General features: G+C 43.0%; 22 protein-coding genes. 15 read left to right on the forward strand and 7 right to left on the reverse strand.

The window, feature by feature from the left end; translation table 11 throughout:
* The first annotated feature begins 91 nt into the window (after positions 1-91).
* The 4 genes from SNE26_RS19440 (at position 92) to SNE26_RS19455 (ending at position 4,037) form a co-directional block, all read left to right on the forward strand.
* Positions 92-1,336: an alkaline phosphatase family protein gene (locus SNE26_RS19440; protein ID WP_321555563.1), complete on the forward strand. Its 1,245-nt coding sequence runs from the start codon at positions 92-94 to the stop codon at positions 1,334-1,336.
* A 443-nt stretch (positions 1,337-1,779) separates the two neighbouring features.
* The gene (locus tag SNE26_RS19445; RefSeq protein ID WP_321555564.1) at positions 1,780-2,631 is read left to right on the forward strand and encodes a hypothetical protein; all 852 of its coding nucleotides are present in this window, start codon (positions 1,780-1,782) and stop codon (positions 2,629-2,631) included.
* A 143-nt stretch (positions 2,632-2,774) separates the two neighbouring features.
* Entirely contained in the window at positions 2,775-3,170 is a 396-nt protein-coding gene (locus SNE26_RS19450; RefSeq protein ID WP_321555565.1) for a hypothetical protein, read from the forward strand.
* Positions 3,171-3,200: 30 nt separating this feature from the next.
* The gene (locus tag SNE26_RS19455; RefSeq protein ID WP_321555566.1) at positions 3,201-4,037 is read left to right on the forward strand and encodes a DUF6263 family protein; all 837 of its coding nucleotides are present in this window, start codon (positions 3,201-3,203) and stop codon (positions 4,035-4,037) included.
* 104 nt (positions 4,038-4,141) lie between these two features.
* On the opposite strand, the gene SNE26_RS19460 is transcribed toward SNE26_RS19455, so the two are convergent.
* Positions 4,142-5,023, reverse strand: coding sequence for an alpha/beta hydrolase (locus SNE26_RS19460; RefSeq protein ID WP_321555567.1), 882 nt, complete (start codon positions 5,021-5,023; stop codon positions 4,142-4,144).
* Positions 5,024-5,223: 200 nt separating this feature from the next.
* Here SNE26_RS19460 and trxA point away from each other — a divergent pair, with 200 nt between their 5' ends.
* The 10 genes from trxA (at position 5,224) to SNE26_RS19510 (ending at position 13,512) form a co-directional block, all read left to right on the forward strand.
* Complete coding sequence (trxA, locus tag SNE26_RS19465; protein ID WP_321555568.1) at positions 5,224-5,520, forward strand: thioredoxin; 297 nt, start codon at positions 5,224-5,226, stop codon at positions 5,518-5,520.
* A gap of 129 nt (positions 5,521-5,649) precedes the next feature.
* Complete coding sequence (locus SNE26_RS19470; RefSeq protein ID WP_321555569.1) at positions 5,650-6,303, forward strand: TetR family transcriptional regulator C-terminal domain-containing protein; 654 nt, start codon at positions 5,650-5,652, stop codon at positions 6,301-6,303.
* 4 nt (positions 6,304-6,307) lie between these two features.
* Positions 6,308-7,666 carry an AarF/ABC1/UbiB kinase family protein gene (locus SNE26_RS19475; protein ID WP_321555570.1) on the forward strand — a complete coding sequence of 453 codons (1,359 nt, stop codon included), beginning with the start codon at positions 6,308-6,310 and terminating at the stop codon, positions 7,664-7,666.
* Positions 7,667-7,746: 80 nt separating this feature from the next.
* Complete coding sequence (locus SNE26_RS19480) at positions 7,747-8,223, forward strand: hypothetical protein (protein ID WP_321555571.1); 477 nt, start codon at positions 7,747-7,749, stop codon at positions 8,221-8,223.
* Complete coding sequence (locus SNE26_RS19485) at positions 8,198-8,851, forward strand: hypothetical protein (RefSeq protein WP_321555572.1); 654 nt, start codon at positions 8,198-8,200, stop codon at positions 8,849-8,851. Before SNE26_RS19480 ends, SNE26_RS19485 begins: the two co-directional genes overlap by 26 nt.
* Positions 8,844-9,299 (forward strand): YbjN domain-containing protein, encoded by a 456-nt coding sequence (locus SNE26_RS19490; RefSeq protein WP_321555573.1) that lies wholly within the window; start codon positions 8,844-8,846, stop codon positions 9,297-9,299. The genes SNE26_RS19485 and SNE26_RS19490 overlap by 8 nt, the downstream gene beginning before the upstream one ends.
* Before the next feature lie 30 nt (positions 9,300-9,329).
* Positions 9,330-9,644 (forward strand): Dabb family protein, encoded by a 315-nt coding sequence (locus tag SNE26_RS19495; protein ID WP_321555574.1) that lies wholly within the window; start codon positions 9,330-9,332, stop codon positions 9,642-9,644.
* A 78-nt stretch (positions 9,645-9,722) separates the two neighbouring features.
* The gene (locus tag SNE26_RS19500) at positions 9,723-11,171 is read left to right on the forward strand and encodes an SDR family oxidoreductase (RefSeq protein ID WP_321555575.1); all 1,449 of its coding nucleotides are present in this window, start codon (positions 9,723-9,725) and stop codon (positions 11,169-11,171) included.
* 129 nt (positions 11,172-11,300) lie between these two features.
* A complete protein-coding gene (locus SNE26_RS19505) occupies positions 11,301-12,209 on the forward strand; it encodes a TIGR01777 family oxidoreductase (RefSeq protein ID WP_321555576.1) in 909 nt (302 codons plus the stop codon).
* A complete protein-coding gene (locus tag SNE26_RS19510; protein ID WP_321555577.1) occupies positions 12,199-13,512 on the forward strand; it encodes a deoxyribodipyrimidine photo-lyase in 1,314 nt (437 codons plus the stop codon). The genes SNE26_RS19505 and SNE26_RS19510 overlap by 11 nt, the downstream gene beginning before the upstream one ends.
* 5 nt (positions 13,513-13,517) lie before the next feature.
* Here SNE26_RS19510 and SNE26_RS19515 read toward each other — a convergent pair whose 3' ends face one another.
* The 5 genes from SNE26_RS19515 to ggt form a co-directional block, all read right to left on the reverse strand.
* Positions 13,518-13,988 (reverse strand): hypothetical protein, encoded by a 471-nt coding sequence (locus tag SNE26_RS19515; RefSeq protein ID WP_321555578.1) that lies wholly within the window; start codon positions 13,986-13,988, stop codon positions 13,518-13,520.
* Between the two features lie 166 nt (positions 13,989-14,154).
* Positions 14,155-15,084, reverse strand: a complete 930-nt coding sequence (locus SNE26_RS19520; RefSeq protein ID WP_321555579.1) for an FKBP-type peptidyl-prolyl cis-trans isomerase — start codon at positions 15,082-15,084, stop codon at positions 14,155-14,157.
* A gap of 76 nt (positions 15,085-15,160) precedes the next feature.
* Positions 15,161-15,661, reverse strand: coding sequence for an FKBP-type peptidyl-prolyl cis-trans isomerase (locus SNE26_RS19525; protein ID WP_321555580.1), 501 nt, complete (start codon positions 15,659-15,661; stop codon positions 15,161-15,163).
* A 318-nt stretch (positions 15,662-15,979) separates the two neighbouring features.
* A complete protein-coding gene (locus tag SNE26_RS19530) occupies positions 15,980-16,423 on the reverse strand; it encodes a MarR family winged helix-turn-helix transcriptional regulator (protein WP_090530294.1) in 444 nt (147 codons plus the stop codon).
* A gap of 139 nt (positions 16,424-16,562) precedes the next feature.
* Entirely contained in the window at positions 16,563-18,284 is a 1,722-nt protein-coding gene (gene ggt / locus SNE26_RS19535) for a gamma-glutamyltransferase (RefSeq protein ID WP_321555581.1), read from the reverse strand.
* A gap of 244 nt (positions 18,285-18,528) precedes the next feature.
* On the opposite strand from ggt, the gene SNE26_RS19540 reads away from it, so the two are divergent.
* Positions 18,529-19,023: a hypothetical protein gene (locus SNE26_RS19540; protein ID WP_321555582.1), complete on the forward strand. Its 495-nt coding sequence runs from the start codon at positions 18,529-18,531 to the stop codon at positions 19,021-19,023.
* A 27-nt stretch (positions 19,024-19,050) separates the two neighbouring features.
* On the opposite strand, the gene SNE26_RS19545 is transcribed toward SNE26_RS19540, so the two are convergent.
* Complete coding sequence (locus SNE26_RS19545) at positions 19,051-22,791, reverse strand: S8 family serine peptidase (RefSeq protein WP_321555583.1); 3,741 nt, start codon at positions 22,789-22,791, stop codon at positions 19,051-19,053.
* Positions 22,792-22,823 lie beyond the last annotated feature (32 nt).

A 22,823-nucleotide genomic window follows, 5' to 3' on the forward strand; every position in this document is an offset into this window, starting at 1 on the left:
ATTTACAGGCCGATAAAAAGTATAACAATTTTTTAACGCCTGTGCTTTTAAAACACCGTAGTTTAGCCCTTTAAAATACTTACTTATACCGATGCGAAACTTACTTAAAACCGCAGCTTTTGCCTTATTGTTATCGGCCGGGCTGAACACCGCCGCTCAAACCCGCAAAGCAGTTTTTATCATTGCCGATGGCATCCCAGCAGATGTTATTGAAAAATTGAATACCCCTAACCTGAAACTGATAGCCAAACAGGGCACTTATCTTCGTGCACATGTTGGCGGCGAAAAAGGTGGTTATTCACAAACGCCAACCATATCGGCCAATGGCTACAACAGTTTGCTTACAGCTACCTGGGTTAACAAACACAACGTTTGGGGCAACGACATTAAGGCACCAAACTATAATTACTGGAATATATTCAGGATGTTTAAAAACGCCTATCCCAACAAAAAGACAGCCGTATTTAGCAGCTGGACAGATAACCGCACCAAGCTGATCGGCGATAAACTGCCCGAAGCGGGCAATATTAATCCCGATTATGCTTATGACGGGTATGAACTGGATACCGTTAAATTTCCGCATGATAAGGCCGGGAATTATATGCACCTGATAGATGAGCAGGTAGCAGCCTCAGCAGCAGATTGTATTAAAGATAAAGCTCCCGACCTTTCATGGGTATACCTGGAATATACCGACGATATGGGACATAAATATGGCGATAGCCCGCAATATTATGATGCCATTGAAAAAATGGATGCCCAGGTAGGCAAGATCTGGGCGGCAATACGATACCGGAAGCAACATTTTAAGGAAGACTGGCTGATTTTTATCACAACAGATCATGGCCGCGACGAAGCAACCGGTAAAAACCACGGTGGTCAAAGCACCCGCCAGCGCTCAACCTGGATGGTTACCAGCTACCGTCCGCTTAATAACTATGCTAAATTCTATACGCCGGGCATTGTTGATATAACGCCTTCTATCAATAGTTTTTTAAATGTAAAAGTACCCGAAGTACAACAACGTGAGATGGACGGAATTTCTCTTATCGGTCCGCTATCAGTAGCAGAGCCTGCAGCTAATTATATACAGGGCTCTTTGGATATCACCTGGAAAGCGCTTGATCCTAAAGGCAGCGTTAAGATTTGGGTAGCAGCCGATAATACTTTTAAAGAAGGTAAGGCCGACGATTATAAACTGTTAGCTACCGTGCCTGTTACCAATGAGCATGTATTGGCTGATGTTAAAAATATGCCTTCTAAATTTTATAAAATCGCCATCGAAGGATTGAATAACACTGTAAACAGGTGGGTTGTATTGGATGAAAAGAAATAACCAGGATCACCATTTAGAAATTTTCGTAACGCCTCCTTACACAAAATGTAAGAGGGCGTTATTGCTTTGCATCTCCCGAAAAAAACATCTCAGTAAAATTCTCCCAACACAATCAGCTCAAAATACAAACTGCTTTGTATTGTAAACCCACCTGTGGCTCCGTAAACTTGTGATATAAAAACAATCCAAACCACAATGAAAAAGCCACAATTATGTACCTCTGATGTAACGCCTGCAAACAGCAGTACGTTAAATTTTATTATGACTGTCATCCTAAACCTGTTGTTCAACAGGTTATTTTATCTGAAAAACAAAAAACTGTCCGTTGTTTTTTTGCAGGTAAATTACCTACATTAGATCGTTGCCGGATAGTATTGATCTGTTTACTACAATCATTAATACCATTACCTAACCTGTTTACTAATATGATTTGCAAAACCAATATGCGGATACTTATTGGCTGTGTTGTTACTGCACTATGTTTAAGTGCACAAGCCGCTTTCAGTCAAAACCAGTTCGAAAAAGAGCTTACGCAAAAAATAGATGATTTCCTGGCGCCTGTACCTCAAACTACCCGGCAAACAACACAAGCGCAAAGTGAGCTTTACCCCAGCGATGCCCCCGGCGGCATTTTAATACCATCAGGTTTTGGTGGATACGGCACTTATCTTTTCGGCGGTCTTGGCGCCGCTTATCCCGAAGTATATAGTGATAACAAAGCCGATCTGATTACATCGGCAGGCGTATGCGTTGGTAACCCTGCAAAAGCGGTAAACTTTGCTGCCAGTTTAAATATGACCGATGTACACAAGTTCACTGACTTTTCAGGAAATTTTATTGTGAGCCGCAAATTATTTACGGGTACAAGTATCTCGGCCGGCGCATTGCAGGTATTTGCAAATAAAAGACAGTCAGATGCATCAGGCTCAACCTTTTATATGGCTGTAAGCCATGCTGTGCAAACTATTAAATCATTAACACCAGGCTGTTCAAGGCTTAGTTACACAATCGGTATTGGCAACGGCAGGTTTTATGAAAAAAGCCCGAAAGATATTGCTGCGGGCAGAGGGAAACATGGCACCGCTGTGTTTGGCAGCATATCCTATGAGCTTATCCAGCATGTAAATGTAAATGCCGAATGGACCGGCATGAACCTTGGTATTTCGGCAGGGATCAGGCCATTCCCTGCGCCTTTAAGTTTAGCGGTAGGGGTTGCAAACCTTACACGGTATACAAATAACAAGGCCAATATGGTATTCTCTATCGGTTACCCGCTCTCCCTAAACCGACGATAACTCGTTCTCAGCAAAAGCATTAATTATTTCATTAAAACACATAAATCTATGAAGAAGATAATCATAGCAGCATTAGTCGCGTCCGCAACTTTGGTCATAAGCAACCAACGGGCCTCTGCACAAGGCAGAAACAATCAATCGGATTGGAATGTACCGCCGCCAATTCCGCCAGTACCGCCGATACCACCAGTGCCACCTATTCCTCCGGTACCACCGATACCACCAGTGCCGCCAATTCCACCGGTACCACCAATACCGCCGGTGCCGCCGATAACGCCGGTGCCGCCTATTCCACCAGTACCACCGATACCGCCGGTGCCGCCTATTCCGCCGGTACCTCCAATACCACCGGTGCCGCCTATTCCACCAGTACCACCGATAGCACCGGTGCCGCCTATTCCGCCGGTACCACCGATACCACCAGTGCCGCCTATTCCGCCGGTACCTCCAATACCGCCGGTGCCGCCGATACCGGGTTTAAAACCGTTGCATTAATCAGGATCAATCCATGGCAGTTAAATTTAACTGCCGTGGATTAAAAAACTTGTCCTCATTTAAACTAAAATTACATGAAACCACAAATATCAAAGCTTAAGACCATTTTAGCCGTACTGCTTACGGGCATATCTGCTTTAAGCAACGCGCAAACGGCCCACCGCACATTTACCTTTAAAAAAGGCGATCAGTTTCAGCGCACTGCCTTTTTAAGTTCAAACACCGTACTGCAGCGCGGCGATCAACAATTTAACATCAACAGCTTTTCATCAACTACCAAAGTGTATGATGTTATTGACGCTACAGGCCAGGGCTTTAACCTTGCAGTTACCACTAAACATATTGCCGATACGGTTGATGCCATGGGCAAAAAATTGGAGTATAGTTCAGACAGGCCAGCTAATGACAGCTCGGTAATAGCAAAGGCCTTAAACAACATTGCCGGTAAAGTGGCTTCGGTAAGCATCAATAAAAATGGAATCGTAACTGATGTTACCGATCCGGCGCTTCAATTTACAAATGATACACTGACAGCCTTTACCGGTTTGCAGCAGGAGCAAATTGCAAAAGGCACAACCCTTGGGTTGCTGGCCGATTTTGTAGTAACCCAATCGCTTAAACCCGGCTATACCTGGGTCGATTCAACAACTGTGAACGGACAAAAAACTAAAAACACTTTTTGGGTAGATAAACTTACTGACAAAACAATCACAGTTGTTTTTGAAAGCGCAATTACCGGCGGTTATACCAATAGCAATACCAACGGCGTATACGTAATTGATAACCAGACAGGCGTAATCCTGGAGCGGATGATGAAAAGCATCATCAGTGGCTATCAGCTGCATAACCGCGTAGTTTACGCCGCATCAAAACGCACAGCTTTTACCGAAAGCTGTTACAAGATACATTAGTCCCGAACGTAGGGGTACAATAAGGGCTATTGTTAAAAGAAGAGGCTATGCTGTTAAGTCATGCATATGCCTCTCTTTTTTATAATTCTATTTTCTGCGTGTACCTAATGAAGTTTCATCCTTTTAGCGGGTGCAGGGTGCAGGTAATTATTATCGCTCAGCCAGTCGGCCATACGCTGGGGCCAGGTGCTAATGCTTTGCAGCTTTGAACGGTAACCCATATTAAAGCCGTGATCGCCCTGGGTGTAAATATGCACCTCAACCGGTATTTTTGCTTCGCGGTAACACTGCAATAGTTTTACTACCGATGGCGAACAGCAGACATCATCATTCGCGGCTAACAAAAACACCGGCGGGGCATCATGGGATAATTTATCGGGAATATAAAGCGGGCCCGGATAAATCTGGATCAAAAACGAGGGGCGGGCATTTAACCTGTCGACCGGATCGGGAGCTCCCGGGTTCCCTTTACCCTCGCCATAAGCAACCATATCAACCACCTCGCCGCCTGCCGAAAAACCCATCATCCCTATGCGGTTTGTATCCAATCCATATTCGGCTGCTTTACTGCGTACCAGCCGCATGGCCCTATAGCCATCCTGCCTGGCATGTACATCAATTTTGTATGGCGACAGCGTATCCCTGCCCAAACGATATTTCAGCACAAAAACCGTAACGCCCAAAGTGTTAAGGTATTTGGCAGGATCAACACCCTCGGCGGTGTATACCAGCAAGCGATGGCCGCCGCCGGGGCATATCACCACCGCGGCGCCACTGGCTTTACCCTTCGGCGGCAGGAAAACAGTAAGTGATGGGTTGTGAATATTTTTAACCCAATAATCCTTAGCTTGTTCGGGCTCGTTGCGGCGGTTTTCAAAGCCCGGCGTTCCGTTTGGCCAAAGCGGTATAACAGCATCCTGGGCTAAACCCGCAAAAGGCAGTACAAGGAACACCAGGAATAGGTAAGTGCTCAGTTTTGTTTGCATAAAGTAAATATAACTCATAGATGAGGGTTCATCATTAATACACTAAACCTTTAAACGAGTTAATGGTTAAATTTGAGTAGCGTTTAGTTCATGGATCATAGTTCATAGTAATGATTAATAGTAATTAACAGACTTCGGTAGCAACAACCTGAAAACTATGAACTATCATCCATGAACCATGAACTTTAGCAAAAATACTTATGGCAAATTTCCAGGAAATAATAGCATCAGAAACACCGGTGCTGGTCGATTTTTCGGCCGAGTGGTGCGGGCCTTGCAAAATGATGCCGCCTATACTGCACGATGTTAAAACAGCGTTAGGTGATAGGGTAAAGATCATCAAAATAGATATCGACAAAAACCCTGCAGCAGCCAGTGCTTACCGCATACAAAGCGTACCTACGCTTATGATTTTTCAAAAAGGGCAAAGCAAATGGCGCCAAAGCGGTGTGGTGCAGGCCAGGCAGCTGCAACAGGTGATGGAGCAGTTTTTGTAAACTTCCCCCGGCCCTCTCCTTTGGAGAGGGAGTAAAAAATTTAGATGAGGCTGTTTAGCATTAATTATCAATTCAAAAGACCTCTCCCCTGGAGAGGATTTAGGTGAAGCATATTAAATCCCAATCAACATGGCAACTATCGAAAGCATCCAGAACGCGTATATTGATTATGTGTTGACCGAAGGCGAGCAGCCTAAATCGGTTTATATCTTCGCTAAACAAAATGAAATGAGCGAGGCCGAATTTTACCAGTTCTATGGCTCATTTGAGGCGGTTGAACAGGGCATCTGGGCTGGTTTTGCAACCAAAACACTGGCCGAGATCCGCGCCCAGGAAGTTTGGGAAGGCTACACAGCGCGCGAAAAAGCTTTATCATTTTTTTACGGCTTTTTTGAGCTGCTGAAAAGCAGCCGCAGCTTTGCGGTTTACAGCATCAAAAAGCAACCTAAAGGTTTTACAACACCCAGGGTATTCAGCCCGCTGAAGGACATTTTTGAGGGCTTTGCAGATGAGATTTTGAAGGAAGGAATTGAAAGCACAGAACTAAGCGACCGTAAATACTTCTCCAAAAAATATAAAGATGCTTTATGGATCCAGTTCGTATTTGTGCTTAACTTCTGGATCAACGATAATTCGGCAGGCTTTGAAAAAACTGATGAGGCTATTGAAAAAGGCATTAATGTAACCTTTGATCTTTTCCAGCGTTCGCCTATCGACAACCTTTTTGAGTACGGGAAGTTTTTGGTACAGAACGGCGGGATAAAAGATAAGATGGGATTTTAAGATTATGACAGATAAAGATAAAATCTCCCCTTCCGGGGGAGATTTAGAGGGGGCTCCTGAACAAAATAGCATACCTACTACTAAAGTACAGCGGTCGGCCAAATTTGTAAAAACAGGCATTAAAATTGGCGGCAACTATATTAAGCATTACTCCAAAAAGCTATTCAACCCTGATCTGGATAAATCGGAGTTGAACGAGGATAATGCTGCTGATATTTATCAATCATTAAGTGAACTTAAAGGCAGCGCTCTCAAGGTAGCGCAAATGCTCAGCATGGATAAAAACCTGCTGCCGCAGGCTTATGTTGATAAATTCACCCAATCGCAATACAATGCGCCGCCGCTTTCAGGGCCGCTTATTGTGCAAACATTCAGAAAGTATTTCGGTAAAAACCCGGATCAGATTTTTGACAAGTTCAATATCCGTTCAACCAATGCGGCATCAATAGGTCAGGTTCACCAGGCGGAATTAAACGGCAAAAAGCTTGCTGTTAAGATCCAGTACCCTGGTGTAGGCGATTCAATCTCGTCTGACCTGAAACTGGTAAAGCCTTTTGCCTTCAGGATGCTGGGCATGAGCGAAAAAGAGCTGGATGTATACATGAAAGAGGTTGAAGAGCGTCTGCTGGAAGAAACCGACTATGAGCTGGAAGTTCGCCGCTCTGTTGAGTTTTCCAATGCCTGTGCCAATCTTAATAATGTTATTTTCCCTAAATATTACCCGGAGCTAAGCAGCAAGCGTATCATTACGATGGACTGGCTGGAAGGCAAACACCTGAAAGAGTTTTTAGCCACCAATCCATCGCAGGAATTGCGCAATCAAATAGGCCAGGCCTTATGGGATTTCTACAACTTTCAGCAACATGAGCTCCGCGCTGTACATGCCGACCCGCATCCCGGCAATTTCATGATTACGCCAGAAGGCAAACTGGGCGTTATTGATTTTGGCTGTATTAAGGAAATGCCCGAAGATTTTTATTATCCATTCTTCTCCCTTACTTCAACTAATTTACTGGATAATAAGGAAGAAACCATTAAGGCATTCCGTCAGCTGGATATGATCCACAAGGGTGATACCCCGTCGCAGATCGAATTTTATTATACCCAGTATAAAGAGATGATCAGCCTGTTCGCCCTGCCGTATATTACCGATATCTTTGATTTTAGCCAGACAGCGTTTTTTGATCAGTTGTATGGCTTTGGTGAGCGTATTTCTAAAATGCCGGAGTTTAAACAGGCCCGCGGCGTAAAGCACTTTATTTATGTAAACCGTACAAACTTTGGTTTATATAATATCTTGCACGAGCTGAAGGCCGAGGTTAAAACGGATACTTTTAAGCCGCATGTGATGCTGGAATATTAAACAGTTGGCAGTCCAAGGATCTTATCGATTATAATAGATTTTCTTATATTTAAGCAAAATAAAAGGAATGCCAAAGGTAAATGTTAAATAAAATACTTAAATACAAACAGTTTTTAGATAATTATTCGGATTGCCCGTCCAGCGCATTTAAAGAAATTTCGGGAAATTATAGCCGATGGGTTAGTTTAGATGGAAACGAAAATGATTTTAAACCAGTAAATTTAATCACGGAACCACCCCAAAGGTTATTAGACGACTCTGACAAGCTTTGCATGGGATATGGTCTTTCTTTTTTCGATACACCTGAAAACGCTTTAAATAGATATAGATTATTGTATAACAAACAAAAAAGAGATTCTTTAAAAGAAATTTTTAAAAATGATAAAGGCACTCAAATTGCTATTATCAAAATTGAGAATGATGGGTTAGGAGATGAACCTAATTCAACGAATGGTCATTTTACTTTTCACGAGTATACAGGAATTGACCTCGCAAATAAAATTGAAAGCAGAATAAATATTTTTGCAGAAGATGGCACAATTAACACAATATTATAGTCATAGCAACTTAAATAATTCCTTGATAAGAATTGGGGATCTTGTAAATTTAGATGGTCCAGTACTATCATTATTTGAAGATGTAAGAAACGGCTATTTATATTTATTCGACTGGGTCGACAGAATAGAACAATATAATAGATGGATCATTTTCCAAATAAGATCAAAGGACATTTTAGAGTTTATACAGAAACGCATAACCTATCTCCAATTGTTTCAAAATGCAGTTAGAGGTACATATTACTTTACCGATATAGCTAATAACAATATAAACAACTATAAGATCAACCATTTGGAAACTGTACCGGATAAATACTATCCTAATAAAAATGATTATTTTGATAAAGCGGATTGCCCAAGTTTTGATAAGATAGTGCTATTCCTTCTGAACAAGAAGCAAGAAAATATTTATTTATCTAACGCATCCGTTTTTTTAATAAATAGCCATCGAACCCGAACTCGAGTGGATAACAGAAAAAAAAGTAGAACTTTAATTGAAAAAACGTTGAATAGCGATTCTTTCAGACTTATATTTTTATCGGTTAATGATTCTCATAAAAGCAAATATGATGTGGCCGCAGTAACAAGTATAAAGAAATCTAAATTTAATCTTAAAAAACATGCTTGAATTACTTAAATCATATTTCGAGCAACAGAACTGGAAGTACTCGTATGTAGATGACGAAACTAAATTAAATATTACTATTAATGGTGAAAATGGAAGTTTTGAGTGCCATGCCGGTTATTTTAACGATGAGACACACGGTGGATTTATCTTCCTGTCGATAGTTGGAAGTGATTGCCCGGACAACAAAAAGATTCAAATGGCTGAATTATTGACACGATTAAATTTTGATCAATATTTAGGTAATTTCGAGTTGGATTTTGAAACAGGGGAGATTAGATATAAAACCAGTTTGGTATATAATAAGATTCAACCTGATTTGGAAATGGTTGACAACCTAATAAAGTTTAATATAATAGTTATGGACAATTCCCTTCCAGGGATAATTGGATTAATTTACAATGATCTAGCTCCTTTAGAAGCTTATGAATTAGCTAATAAAGGTGTTTAAAGATTTTATAATATAACAATACTGACCTCCATGCCAATACTACAAAACACATTCGTCCACCACGTACATTTTTGGTTAAAAAACAAAGCCGATAAAGATAAACTGATTGAAGGGCTTAACATCCTCCTCCCTATTCCGTACATCCGCGATATACATATCGGCGTGCCAGCCGATACCAACCGCGATGTGATCGACCGTTCATATGATTTATCACTATTGATCTTATTTGATTCGCCCAAAGCCCAGGAGGCTTACCAGGTTGACCCTACCCACATCATCTTTGCCGAAGAATATGCCAAACCGCTATGCAGTAAAGTGGTGGTAGTTGACAGCGTAAATATATAGCGTTAACATTTTACAAACATATTATAAGGCAGGCCCGGTTGTTTAAAACCGCCTGCCTTTTTTGTTGTTTCACTAAGCATGAAGGTTTTACTTGCTGGTGCAAACGGCTATATTGGTACGAGGCTTATCCCGGTTTTGCTGGAGAAAGGCCATGACGTAGTTTGCCTGGTACGTGATAAACGGCGTTTCCATGAGCACAGCGATTTTAGCGGACAGGTCACCCTCATTACGGGCGATCTGCTTAAAGAATCAAATATAGAAGCATTTCCCGAAGATCTTGATGCAGCCTATTACCTGGTGCATTCCATGGCGCAAACGCAGGATTTTGCCGCGCTCGAAGCCCTTTCCGCGCATAACTTTGTACGGGCTCTTGATAAAACCAGCTGCAAACAAACCATATTTTTAAGCGGGATAACCAACGACGGCAACCTCTCGCGCCATCTGGAATCGCGACGGCATGTGGAGGATGTGCTGAAAGAAGGCAAAGCAGCATTAACTGTTTTGCGGGCAGCAATTATCATTGGTTCGGGCAGCGCCTCGTTCGAGATCATTCGCGATCTTACCGAAAAACTTCCGGTTATGACAGTACCGCGCTGGGTGAACACCAAATGCCAGCCAATTGGCATCCGCGATGTGCTGGGCTACCTGGAAGGGGTAATGCTGATCGAAAAATCGTTCAATAAAACTTTTGATATAGGCGGGCCCGATATTCTTTCTTTTAAACAAATGATGCTTACCTATGCCAAGGTACGTAAGCTGAAAAGGTATATGATTACCATACCTTTCCTGTCACCCAAAATATCATCATACTGGCTGTACTTTGTTACCTCAACAAGCTATACCCTTGCCCAAAGCCTGGTGAACAGCATGAAGAACGAAACTATAATGCACGATCATAGCATTGATAATGTAGTACCGCGAAAGTGCCTGACTTATAAAGAATGCCTTGAGCTTGCCTTTGTCAAGATCGAGCAAAACTCCATTGTGTCAAGCTGGAAAGATGCTTTTAACCAGGGCTATCTTAATCCGGGCTTTATGGACCAGATCAAAGTACCTCAGAACGGCACCCAGGAATATAAGGTAAAAATGCCCTTTGAACGCCCGGCTGCTGAAGTGTTCACCAACGTACTCTCCATAGGCGGTAACCGTGGCTGGTATTACTGGGACTGGATCTGGAACATCCGCGGGTTCCTGGATAAGATCTTCGGTGGTGTTGGCTCACGCAGGGGACGCACCAGCAATATTCATATAAGTCCGGGTGATGTGATTGATTTTTGGCGGGTTTTATTAGCCGACCGGGAGAATAAACGCCTGCTGTTATACGCCGAAATGAAACTACCCGGCGAAGCCTGGCTTGAATTTAAAATAATTGAACGACACGGTAAACAAAGTTTAAGCCAGGTAGCTACCTTTAGGCCCAGCGGTTTGTGGGGACGCATTTACTGGTATGCCATGTGGCCCTTTCACCTGTTTATATTTAACGGCATGGCAAAGGAAATTGTTAATTATACAGAAAAAGGTCATTGAATCATTGTGCTGCCCATCATTTACCTCATGTCATTAATCATTAAGTCATTTTTGAGCATGACAGCAGCATAATGACACGAAGTAAATGACGCAAAGCAAATGACGCGTAGCATAATGACACAAAGTAAAATGACACGAAGTATATTATTAACCGGCGGATCGGGATTATTAGGCGGGCACCTTACCAAAGCTTTACTGGCTAAGGGTTATACCATAAGTCATTTAAGCCGCAGGGCGGGTAATAATGATAAGGTAAAAACCTTTATATGGGATATTAACAACGGTATTATTGATGAGCATTGCATAGAGGGGGTTGATACCATCGTGCACCTGGCCGGCTCAGGCATTGCCGAAAAACGGTGGACAGATGCCCGCAAAAATGACCTGATAGATAGCCGCGTAAAATCAATTGGAATGGTGTATGATTTGCTGAAACGTAAACAGCACCAGGTTACATCGGTAATTTCCGCATCGGGAGTTGGGTATTATAGCGACCGGGGCGATGAGCTGATGTATGAAACCAATGCACCTACCGACGACTTTATATCTCAATGCTGTGTATTATGGGAAGCTGCTGTTGATGAGGGCGAAAAGCTGGGTATGCGGGTTTTGAAATTCCGTACCGGGGTTGTGCTGGATAAAGATGGCGGGGCCTTGCCGACACTCACGCAACCCATTAAATTATTTGTTGGTTCACCCATTGGCAGCGGTAAACAATGGGTGCCCTGGATCCACTGGCAGGACGTGGTGGATATGTACCTTTTAGCGATCGGGAATAAAGACCTTGACGGTGTTTATAATATGGTTGCGCCAAACCCTGTTACCAATAAGCAATTAACCCAGGCTGTGGCCAAACAATTACATAAACCATTGTGGGCGCCAAATGTACCGGGCTTTGTGCTCAAACTTTTATTGGGTGAAATGAGCAGCATTGTATTGGGCAGCACCAAAGTATCGGCACAAAAAATTGAGAACGCCGGGTTCAAATTTAAATTTACTAACCTGGAGGCCGCTTTAAGTGCGATATATGGATCATAAAACACCGGTAACGTTATTCTGGTTCCGCCGCGATTTGCGGCTTGATGATAATGCAGGGCTTTATCATGCCCTCAAAAGCGGCAATCCGGTTTTACCTGTTTTTATTTTCGATAAAGAAATATTGGATCAACTTGAAGACAAAGACGATGCCCGGGTTACGTTCATTCATCAAACCATAGAAAGCTTAAGTACCCAACTTCATAAGCACAGTAGCAGCCTCCTGGTATTACACCACAAAGCCGTAGATGCCTGGGATAAGCTCATCAAAGAATATAATATTGCCGAAGTTTATACCAACCATGACTATGAACCCTATGCTATTAAACGCGATAATGAGGTACGCGTAAAACTTGAGAAGCATGACATCTCCTTCAAAACCTATAAAGACCAGGTCATATTTGAAAAGGATGAAGTGGTGAAAGATGACGGCAAACCCTATACTGTTTACACGCCGTACCAGCGTAAATGGCACGGTGCGCTAAAACCGTTTTATTTAAAACCCTACCCCACAAAAAGGTATTTAAAAAACCTGTATAAAACCCGCGCGTTACCTATACCCTCGTTAAAATCTTTTGGCTTTGAAAAAAGCAATACCCTTCTGCCGGATAAAGATTACGAAAGCATAATTAACGGCTACAAGGAACAGCGCGATTTTCCGGCCGTTAAAGGCACCTCACATATTGGTATGCACTTGCGCTTTGGTACGGTAAGCATCCGTGAGCTGGCGGGTACAGCTTACAGTTATCATGATAAAACCTGGCTTAATGAGCTCATCTGGCGGGAGTTTTATATGATGATATTACATCATTTTCCGCATACTATAAATCATGCTTTCAGGCCGGAGTATGATCGCATCCATTGGGTAAATGATGAAAAACAATTTGAGGCCTGGTGCAAAGGCCAAACCGGTTTCCCAATTGTTGATGCGGGGATGCGTGAGTTAAATGCAACAGGTTTTATGCACAACCGTGTGCGCATGATAGTGGCAAGCTTTTTAAGTAAAGACCTGCTGATTGACTGGCGATGGGGTGAACGTTATTTTGCCCGTAAACTGCTGGATTACGAAATGGCCAGTAATGTAGGAGGCTGGCAATGGGCGGCCGGGTCAGGTACAGATGCTGCACCATACTTCAGGATCTTTAATCCGGAAGCCCAAACCAAAAAGTTCGACCCCGGGCTTCAATACATAAAAAAATGGGTTCCGGAATATGCCGATTTCAGCAAATATCCAAAACCCATTGTTGATCACGGCAAAGCGCGCGACAGGTGTTTAGCAGCGTTTAAAAATGCGCTGGCTAAGTAATATTTTTAATATATTTTAAAAGCTTCACCGTTCAATATATAACCTGTAGGTGCACCGTCATTAGGTGAGTAATAATAATCTTGATAAGTTGAACTATAAGACTCTTTTACTGAACGTTGAGGAGCCGCAAATGGAGTACCATATATATATCCAAGAACGCCTTCTAATGAAAATCCTGAAGGAAATGTATTAACATGAATGGTGTAATAATGCGCTCCTGTATTTGGATTAACAAATCTATAAACAGTCTGATCGGTAGGGCTATTCCGGAATTCCGCATACAACTGTCCGATAGAACCTTGATAAACAAACCCTCCACTACCATTAGGGCCAAGCTCGTTTAGGTTGTTAGTATAAAAGTGCTTGTGATGTGTTGCATTATAATACTGGTAAATAGTTACCTTTGTCTGAGCCTTTACAGTGTTAGATAATCCTGATATCAAGGCAAATAATAGAAATAAATAAATCTTTTTCATATTTTTCATGCTTTTTTCAAGCAAAGATAAAAAAATATTATTTATTATTAAATAATAATATCCAGAACATTGATAAATTCAGCAAATATCCAAAACCTATCGTTGATCACAGCAAAGCTCGTGACCGGTGTTTAGCGGGCGTTTAAAAAGCGCTGGCTAAGTAATATTAATTAGTAACTGTAGCTATTGTAAAATCAAAATAAAGCACAACATTGGAGCCTATCGGTGAGCTACCCGCAGTCCCATAACCAAACCTTGAGGGTATAATCATTGATACAGCCGCTCCTGCAGTTTGCCCGGTCAATGCTTCTTTAACCCCAACTCTAAGTCCGGCATCAACTGTGAACGAAGAGATAGTATTGCCATCTGTAGTGGTGCTGCCAAATACAACATCATTTAAATATTTGCCCGAATATGTACAGGTAAAATTGGAGCCGTCAGTAATCGCGTCACCAACACCTGTACCGGGGGTAACTACTTTTACATATACGCCGTCGGCGGTAGGCACAAACCCGGTAAGTCCTTTAGTTTTGATATAATTTTTAATGATAGCATCATCATAAACCTCCTGGTTTGAAACCACGTTGATATAGTAATCCAAACTCTGGTTACCGCCGATGTGGGTATTGGCATTACTTGAGCTGCCTGATCCGTAACCGTTAACGCCATAAGCCAAATGTGAAGGTATGATCACCCTTGCTGCTGTACCCTTATATTTTATCAGGTTGTGGATAGCTATCTGTAAGCCTTTGGGCAGCGAACTGCTAACATGGCCCAAATAACCGTAATAATGGTTTGCATTAAGCGAGTCAACGGAGATAAACTTGCCATCGAGTGTTCGTATTGTAAATACAAATGAGATCTGATCAGAGTAATCCATCGGTGTACCGCGGCCTTGCGAAAGGATCTTGTAGTAAATACCGGTTGTATCACCGTCGGTTGTATCACGCAGCATACCTGTGATGCTGTTTGCTGCTATGTAATTCTTGATCTGGGTTTCGTCATATTGCTTGATGTCCGGATCGTTCCTGTCTTTCCGGCATGATATAAGGCCTATAGAGATAAGTACTAAGAGCGTAAAAATAGTTTGTTTCATTTATTATAATTTGTCTTTTTAACCGCCTAAAGCATTTTGCTTTACTGGCTTATATTGTCCGTTTGATCAGGCTTTGTTAATTGGTTACGCCATACAGCTGAATTTGAAAATCAAGTACCGAATTTGCCGGCAAATGTATCGAATCCTGCGCATATGGTCCATAGGCATAACGCGATGGGATCAGCAACCGAACCTTACCTCCCGGTTTGATTTGCGGGATACCTAACTGCCAGCCTTTTATTACCCCCCCCAATATATAGGTAGGGTGAAACTGATCCGTTTGGGCAAACACAAAACCTGATGTTAGGATTTTACCGGTAAACCCAACTGTAACCTGTGTCGAACTGGTATAAAGTACATTGCCGGTACCTTCTTCTCCGTCGTTTACTATATAATAAACACCCGTTGTGTCTATCTTTTTAGCTTTCAATGTGCTATTAGCAGCCAGGTAATCAGCTATGATAGTACTGTCAATTTCTTTTTGTTTGTTATATTGTACTAACGGGCTAACAGATGATTTGACACAACCGCCTGCAATAACGCCTAAAAGCAATAAAACTATCAGAATCCTGTTCATCAATTCAAAAGGCAAATTTATTCTTTTAAAATAGAAAAACGGCAGCTTAACACTTTTTAACAATTAATAAAAAGCAAGCCCCGTCCAAAACACCCAACAAGGGATATTTCGAAGCTAAAACGTTCAATTTTAAGTAAAAGTGTACAGATGTCATTTTGCTGCGCAGTCATTTATTTCACGTCATTAAGTCATTGTTGTTCATTCCATAACATCAGGCAAATCCCCCAATGACGCGAAGTAAATGACTTAATGACTGCACAGTGCAATGACACGGAGTAAATGACAGCGCAGCGCAATGACGCGAAGCAAAATGACCAATCAGGGTTTATAGTTAACCGTAAGCTTGTTCAGCTTTTTAAGGGTTTCAATGAGATGTTGTTTATCCGCTTCGCTGATGTTGGCATCCAGGTAATTATTGAACTGCCGTACTATTACGCGGGCCTGGTGGCGCTTTTCTTTACCCAGCGCGGTGAGGTAAATTTTAACAGATCGCTTATCTCCTTCGTTGCTTTCGCGATATATAAGCCCGGTGGTTTCCAGCTGACTAAGCATACGCGACAAGCTGGTTGATTTAAGCCCCAGCAAGGCAGCAGCCTGCGATACGGTGGTGCCTTCCTTTTCGTCGATATTAATAAGCAGGTAACCTATTGATTGTGTAAAGCCAAACTCAGTAACCAGCTGGTTGTAACGGTTAGCCATGGTTTGCCACACTATCTTTATAAAATAGTCAATGGTTTCCTGGTGTTTTACATTGTTATGCATGCATACCAAACGTAAGAAATGCTTATTGATTACGCAAATTTAAGTTCTAAGCCCAAAGTCTTAAATTCTAAGTTTGGAACAGTAATCAAAGCAAAAGACACCAATTAAAACTTAGGACTTTAAACTCAGAACTTAAGTCTTAAAAACCTAATTTAGTATCATCCCCTCTCGGGTCAGCTCCGCCTTCGTAATAGCCCCATTGGGTTTTGAGAATAGCATCAACACGACCAATAGATTGTGTGGGCACAATCTTATATCCTTTGCTTTGTAGCTTACCGGCTGTAGTGCTGTCAACACCGTCCTTTTCAATAGTTACTTCGTCGGGCAGCCACTGGCTATGGAAACGTTTTGAAGCAACAGCCTGCTGCATGTTCTGGTTAAATTCAATTACGTTGAGTATGGTTTGGAAAACAGAGGTAATAATAGTTGAGCCGCCGGGGGTTCCTACCACCATAAACAGTTTGCTGTCCTTTTCAACAATGGTGGGTGTCATGGACGATAACATCCGCTTGCCGGGCTGAATGCTGTTAGCTTTGCCACCGATAAGGCCGTACATGTTTGGCACACCTGGCTTGGAGCTAAAATCATCCATCTCATTATTCAGCAAAAAGCCCGCCCCGCCTACAAAGATCTTTGAGCCAAAACTGTCATTCAAGGTAGTGGTAACGGATACCGCATTGCCGTCCCTGTCCACAATGGAGTAATGCGTGGTCTGGTCGCTTTCATAACCAACAAATGAGCCTGGTTGGATACTGGTACTTGGCGTAGCAGCATCCCAGCTAAAGCTTTTCATACGCGATGTGATATAGGCCGGCTGGAGCAGGCTATCAACCGGCACTTTATAAAAATCCGGGTCGCCAAGATATTTGGAGCGATCGGCATATACCCGACGCTCGGTTTCAACAATTAATCTGATAGTAGAGTCCTGGTTATAGCCCCACCGTTTCAGCGGATAAGGCTCAACCGATTTCAGCAATTGCAATAAAGCAATCCCTCCGCTTGAGGGCGGCGGCATAGTGATGATCTTGTAGTCCTTATATTTACCAACGAGCGCATCACGCCAAACGGCATGATAGCTTTTGAGATCGGCTTTGGTGATGAGGCCGTCACCCTGTTTCATTTCGGCAATGATCAAATCGGCAACCGGGCCCTCATAAAAACCATCCCGGCCTTTATCCCGGATCTGTTCAAATGTTTTGGCAAGATCTTCCTGTACCAATAAATCACCTTCCTTCCATTCCCCATCCTTTACCAAATAATTTTTACCCGGGTTTAGTTTTTTAAATTGTTCGGCAGTACGATTGAGGTCGCTGGCCAAATGTTTGGTTATTTTAAAACCGCTGCGGGCAAGTTTAATGGCAGGCTCAACCAAATCGGCCCATTTCAGTTTGCCGTATTTACGATGAGCTTCAACCATGCCGTCTACCGATCCCGGCACCCCTGATGCTTTGTGGGTATACAAACTCATATTGGGTATCACATTTCCGGCCGAATCAAGATACATGTTAACATTAGCGGCACCCGGGCCTTTTTCCCTAAAATCGAGCGTGCTTGTTTTACCATCACAGGCGCGGTAAACCATAAAACCGCCACCGCCTATATTCCCGGCCTCGGGTAAAGTGACTGCCAAAGCAAATTGCACCGCTACCGCAGCATCAACCGCATTGCCTCCCTTTTTCAATATATCAAGCCCAACCTGCGCGGCATCAGGATATGCACAAACCACCATTCCGTTGCGGTATTGGCCACTATTGTTGAGCCCGAGCTGCTTTGGTGCGCATCCCCATAAAACAAAAAATATTACGGATAAAAACAGTACCTGGCATTTCGGATTACTTATTTTAGGGTAGTTTATAGTCATTACAGCGATTTAATTTTCACTAAAATAACTTATTTGGTTACTTAATTTAACAATCCGAAACCATTCTTTTCTACTGAAAACCAAATCAATACAAACTAAAGGATAATGTTTTTTATACGCTGATACCATAAAAAGGCAATTCTGGCGTTTATTTGCATGAAATAAAAAAGCTTAAAATCGAGCTAAACAAGCTGGTCACTTTTTTGTTACAGCTACATTATTGTCAATCATTAAATTCATCTGCATGAAAAAACTAACGTACCTTTTATTACTTTCCGTATCCTTTTTATTTATCAGCAAAAACTCACAGGCTCAAGACTATAAAACAGCAGTAGGTTTAAAATTTGGCGCATACGAAGTTGGCCCCTCTATTAAATATTTTATGGATAAAGGCACCGCGCTTGAAGGCATCTTAGGCATCCGCGACCATGGCGTGGTATTAACCGGTTTATATGAATTAAACCAGCAAGCCTTTAATGTTGATAAACTAAGCTTCTATTACGGCTTTGGCGGTCACCTTGGTTCGGTAGGCAATGGCTACTACAAACGTTTTGGCGGCGACGACGAATACTACAACGGCAAACACATCCTTATAGGTGCCGATGCTGTTATCGGTTTGGAATATGTTATTCCTACGGCGCCAATTGCTATCAGCCTTGACCTTAACCCGCGACTTGAACTGGCAAGAGGGCCATTTTTTGATATCGCACCCGGACTGGGCATAAAATATACCTTCTAAAAAATAAAAAGAGCTATCATCACCTGCCTAACGGGTGATGATAACTTTTTGCGAATAGACCTTCTGGCCAAGCAACACCCTAAGCACATATACTCCCGGCGTTTGCCTGCTCACATTCAAAATAGTACTGTAATTACCCTGATCAATATTTTGCTGCCCGCCCTGGTAAACGGCTTCGCCTAAGGCATTAACCAGGGATAGTTTCATCGTAGTGGCTTCTTTGGCTGCAAATACTACGTTTAAATCGGCACTTACCGGTACAGGGAACACGCTTAATCCAATTTCGTTTTTATTTCCAGCCCCACCTTCGCGTGCATAAACGTAATTATCCGATTGCGCCACACAACCATTGGCCAGGGTAACCTGCACCTGGTATTTTCCGCTTTGTACCGGGTTATAAGTTGCAGCGGTAGCTCCGCTTATTACAGTGCCATTTAACAGCCACTGGTTGCCATCGGTAAAGTTTGAGTTAAGGATGTTATTGGTTTGGGTAATAAGCGGCTTGCTCAACGTTACTGCTTTACGCGTGGCAGATGCACAACCAAGGCTTTGCACCTTCATATCATAAAAGTAATAATAGAAACCTTTATAAGCCGTAGTATCGCCATTGGTTGCAGTAGCGCTGTTGCCGGTAATGCTAAATATATTACCGATCTTAAACGGATAACCTGTTACCCCGCCGTTGTTACGATATATAGTGGCCTGGTCGGCAAAATCAACCGAGATCTGGTAATCGCCGGCGGCCGGTAATGAAAGGTTTAAATCATACACCTGTCCCTGATCGTTAGGATCATCGGGTTGTGCGCCTGCAAGCGGTGTTGTGCGGGTAGCAACAGCATTTATAGTAGTTGACGATACTATTTGACCGTTAGCGTTGGATACATTAAATGTTATTTTGCCCGAATTACCAATGTAAAGGCGTGCGCTCTTAATTAATACCGGCACCTTAGTATTTACGGTTATATAAGGGGTAAACTGGTTATAGCCGCCGGCTGTAAATACGCTTTTAGCAGCAGGGCCGATTGTCCCGCTAAAATCATTAACGCCTGCATAGTAAGTACTATTAACCGGCGCCTGGGTTGTTAACGCTTCACTGCCGGCCGCTATCGGCAATTCATCAGTTGCATTCTGATACCATAATACAGTACCATCACCAGTGCCAAATAATTCGTATTGATTGGTAGTGGAACAATAATAAGCACTCAGGTCGCCAATGGTTGCCGGCGAATTAACAACGATATTGGCTGTAACCGAGTTATTGCTGCTAACCGGGTCGCCGGCAAGTTTACTGGTTGCAGTAATGGTATAGGATGCCCCGGCAATCGCGTTAAACTCCTGGCTAAAGGTAAAGTTATCCTCGGCCAATGCCGGCAATGATGCCTTATAGATTTCGTTATAAGTAGTTGTAACATTATTGGCATTGGTAATGGTAACTGTTACCGGGATATTGTTTATGGCCGCGTTGCCAAAATTTTTAAGCCTCACCGTAACAGGCGTACTTGCCGAGCACGAACCGCTGCTGCCGGGGCTAACAATTGAAATTACGCCTGCGTCAATACTGGTTTGCAAAAATTGCACCCGGTAATCCTGGGTTTCGCCTTTGGCATAGCTGCCGCAGGCTTTAATGGTTGCTGCATCGCCGGTTTCAGTAAGTACAATCCGCATCAGGCTATAAGCACCGGCAGTTACTGTTCCCGGCACGGTGATGTTGGTATTATAAGTGCCGGTTCCGTTAATGATCCCGGTTGTTGCAGCCAGTTCATTATCTTCAAAAACACCGTTGGCATTCCAGTCAATGAATACCTTTGCAGCTTTATTAAAATTATTGCCGCAAGTGCCAAGGGTGATGCCCAAGGGGTACGTTTTAGCCTGCTCAAGCTGTACGGTAAGATTGGTGTAGTCCGAATAGCTTGTGCAGCCTGCAGCCGGGGTATTATCAATATTGGCCAGTTTTAAATTATCAACCCTTGAATCGGCATTTGACAGCAGGGCCGAAGCGCAGTAAGTAGTCCCCCCAACCCCGGTAACAATAAGCGAATACGCCTGTGACCCGGATGACAAGGTTCCTTTATGTGATACCGTAATGGTATAAGCCCTTCCGGGAACCGAATTAGGGATATATACCTGTTCAATATTATCCCTGATGTTATCCCCTTTAGTTGCAGCAAATCCAGGCTTATTCGGGTCAAGTACCCAGGGAGTAAAAGTTGTTGTACCGTCGCTTACCCTGATATCGAGATCGTTCACCAATTTAGGAGTGCGGCTGTTGATCACGCCCTCGGTAGTTGCCGTGCCTTGCGGGTCTGTCCATGATATGGTTGCGGCAAGTAAGCGGTTACCGGATGCTATTACGTTATAGGTTTGTGTTTGGCCTTGTGTAAGTGTTTTTTCACTTACTATGCTTTTACCGCCATTATTGGTTATGGCTTGTGCAGCTTCGGTCATGTTAAGTAATCCCCAGCCGTAAATATAATCGGGGCCGACATTACCGGCATCAAAAGCTGTATGGCAAACCAGGCCTTTCAATGTAGCCGACCGCATGAATGTACCTCCGTTTTGTTTGGCATAATACTCCTGCAGCAAATAAAGCGAACCTGTAACATTAGGGGCAGCCATTGAAGTGCCTGATAAAGTAGCGTATGAGGTAGTATTATCAACCCCTACCGAAAGTACGTTAACACCATCCCCCACAATATCGGGTTTGATACGGCCATCATCTGTTGGCCCCCAACTGCTGAAAGGCGCGATGGCTACATCGCTCCGGTTTTTAGGCCCGTACAATAGCGGGTAAACGGCACCTACGGTAAGTATGTTTTTGGCGTTGCCGCTGGTGCTTATAATATCATAGCTATCATTATTACTGATCCCTGCAGGGCGCGCGCCTTTGTTCACAAAAGTTTGATCGGTTTTGCTTTTGTAACCGTAGTAGGTTTCGCCTACCGCCGGGCCATTACTTGTACGCTCGTTACCTGCCGATTCAACAATGAGGTAATATGGGGCGGTATAAGCTATTTTATCCCAGTTGGCTGTTTTTGAATCATAGAAACCAAAGTTATAATCTACTGTGTCGCCCGGTAAACCATTCCACTCCCAGCGGCCGGCCGAATCGTTGTAATCCCAACCTGTTACTACCCCGTATGAGTGATTGGAAAGTAAAAGATTGGCAGCAGCGGCACTCATGGTGGCTTCGTCATTATTAAAATCATATGACTGAAGCGTTGTTGCCCCAAATGACATGCCCTTGGCCGGTGCGTAAATACCTTTGGCTATCATGGTACCGGCCACATGCGATGAATGGTCATTTACCGGTTCGGTAGTTTTTAGGGTGATGGTTTTACCCGCAAATTCCTGGTGCGCTTTGTAAACCGCGCCGCCATCCCATATAGCCAGTTTGTTGGTTAAAAAATCTGATGATCCTGATAAGTTCAAACCTAATGAACCACCGGGCTGCAGAGTATTAGTACCTGTAGTGGCTGCCGCGGTAGTATTGTTATGCGTAATAAGATATACAGGGAAACCTAATTTATTAACCCCTTGCAGGGTAACGAGGTTCCCATTTTTAGTACGGCGGGATAATGTCCATCCATGTGTTGCAGCCAAAGAGAGTGCCCTGTTATGCGATGCTTTATAGCTGGTGAGTGATTGCTGCGAAATGTCGTTAAGCTGAAGCCTGTTCTTTTCGCTTATCAAAGGCTGTTGGGCCATAGCACCGCCTGCTGCAAACAACAGCAAAAAGCCAAAAGAAATAATTGTGTAAAGTTTGATCATTGGTTTGAAAGATAGGCAATTTTAAGAAAAAT

Source organism: Mucilaginibacter sp. cycad4, from assembly GCF_034263275.1.
GTDB lineage: Bacteria > Bacteroidota > Bacteroidia > Sphingobacteriales > Sphingobacteriaceae > Mucilaginibacter.

Bases quoted from the DNA above. Each gene is read 5' to 3' on its own strand.
- SNE26_RS19440 (WP_321555563.1), top strand. From the start codon at position 92: ATGCGAAACTTACTTAAAACCGCAGCTTTTGCCTTATTGTTATCGGCC.
- SNE26_RS19445 (WP_321555564.1), top strand. From the start codon at position 1,780: ATGCGGATACTTATTGGCTGTGTTGTTACTGCACTATGTTTAAGTGCA.
- SNE26_RS19455 (WP_321555566.1), top strand. From the start codon at position 3,201: ATGAAACCACAAATATCAAAGCTTAAGACCATTTTAGCCGTACTGCTT.
- SNE26_RS19460 (WP_321555567.1), bottom strand. From the start codon at position 5,023: ATGCAAACAAAACTGAGCACTTACCTATTCCTGGTGTTCCTTGTACTG.
- trxA (WP_321555568.1), top strand. From the start codon at position 5,224: ATGGCAAATTTCCAGGAAATAATAGCATCAGAAACACCGGTGCTGGTC.
- SNE26_RS19470 (WP_321555569.1), top strand. From the start codon at position 5,650: ATGGCAACTATCGAAAGCATCCAGAACGCGTATATTGATTATGTGTTG.
- SNE26_RS19475 (WP_321555570.1), top strand. From the start codon at position 6,308: ATGACAGATAAAGATAAAATCTCCCCTTCCGGGGGAGATTTAGAGGGG.
- SNE26_RS19480 (WP_321555571.1), top strand. From the start codon at position 7,747: ATGTTAAATAAAATACTTAAATACAAACAGTTTTTAGATAATTATTCG.
- SNE26_RS19485 (WP_321555572.1), top strand. From the start codon at position 8,198: ATGGCACAATTAACACAATATTATAGTCATAGCAACTTAAATAATTCC.
- SNE26_RS19490 (WP_321555573.1), top strand. From the start codon at position 8,844: ATGCTTGAATTACTTAAATCATATTTCGAGCAACAGAACTGGAAGTAC.
- SNE26_RS19495 (WP_321555574.1), top strand. From the start codon at position 9,330: ATGCCAATACTACAAAACACATTCGTCCACCACGTACATTTTTGGTTA.
- SNE26_RS19500 (WP_321555575.1), top strand. From the start codon at position 9,723: ATGAAGGTTTTACTTGCTGGTGCAAACGGCTATATTGGTACGAGGCTT.
- SNE26_RS19505 (WP_321555576.1), top strand. From the start codon at position 11,301: ATGACACGAAGTATATTATTAACCGGCGGATCGGGATTATTAGGCGGG.
- SNE26_RS19510 (WP_321555577.1), top strand. From the start codon at position 12,199: ATGGATCATAAAACACCGGTAACGTTATTCTGGTTCCGCCGCGATTTG.
- SNE26_RS19515 (WP_321555578.1), bottom strand. From the start codon at position 13,988: ATGAAAAAGATTTATTTATTTCTATTATTTGCCTTGATATCAGGATTA.
- SNE26_RS19520 (WP_321555579.1), bottom strand. From the start codon at position 15,084: ATGAAACAAACTATTTTTACGCTCTTAGTACTTATCTCTATAGGCCTT.
- SNE26_RS19525 (WP_321555580.1), bottom strand. From the start codon at position 15,661: ATGAACAGGATTCTGATAGTTTTATTGCTTTTAGGCGTTATTGCAGGC.
- SNE26_RS19530 (WP_090530294.1), bottom strand. From the start codon at position 16,423: ATGCATAACAATGTAAAACACCAGGAAACCATTGACTATTTTATAAAG.
- ggt (WP_321555581.1), bottom strand. From the start codon at position 18,284: ATGACTATAAACTACCCTAAAATAAGTAATCCGAAATGCCAGGTACTG.
- SNE26_RS19540 (WP_321555582.1), top strand. From the start codon at position 18,529: ATGAAAAAACTAACGTACCTTTTATTACTTTCCGTATCCTTTTTATTT.
- SNE26_RS19545 (WP_321555583.1), bottom strand. From the start codon at position 22,791: ATGATCAAACTTTACACAATTATTTCTTTTGGCTTTTTGCTGTTGTTT.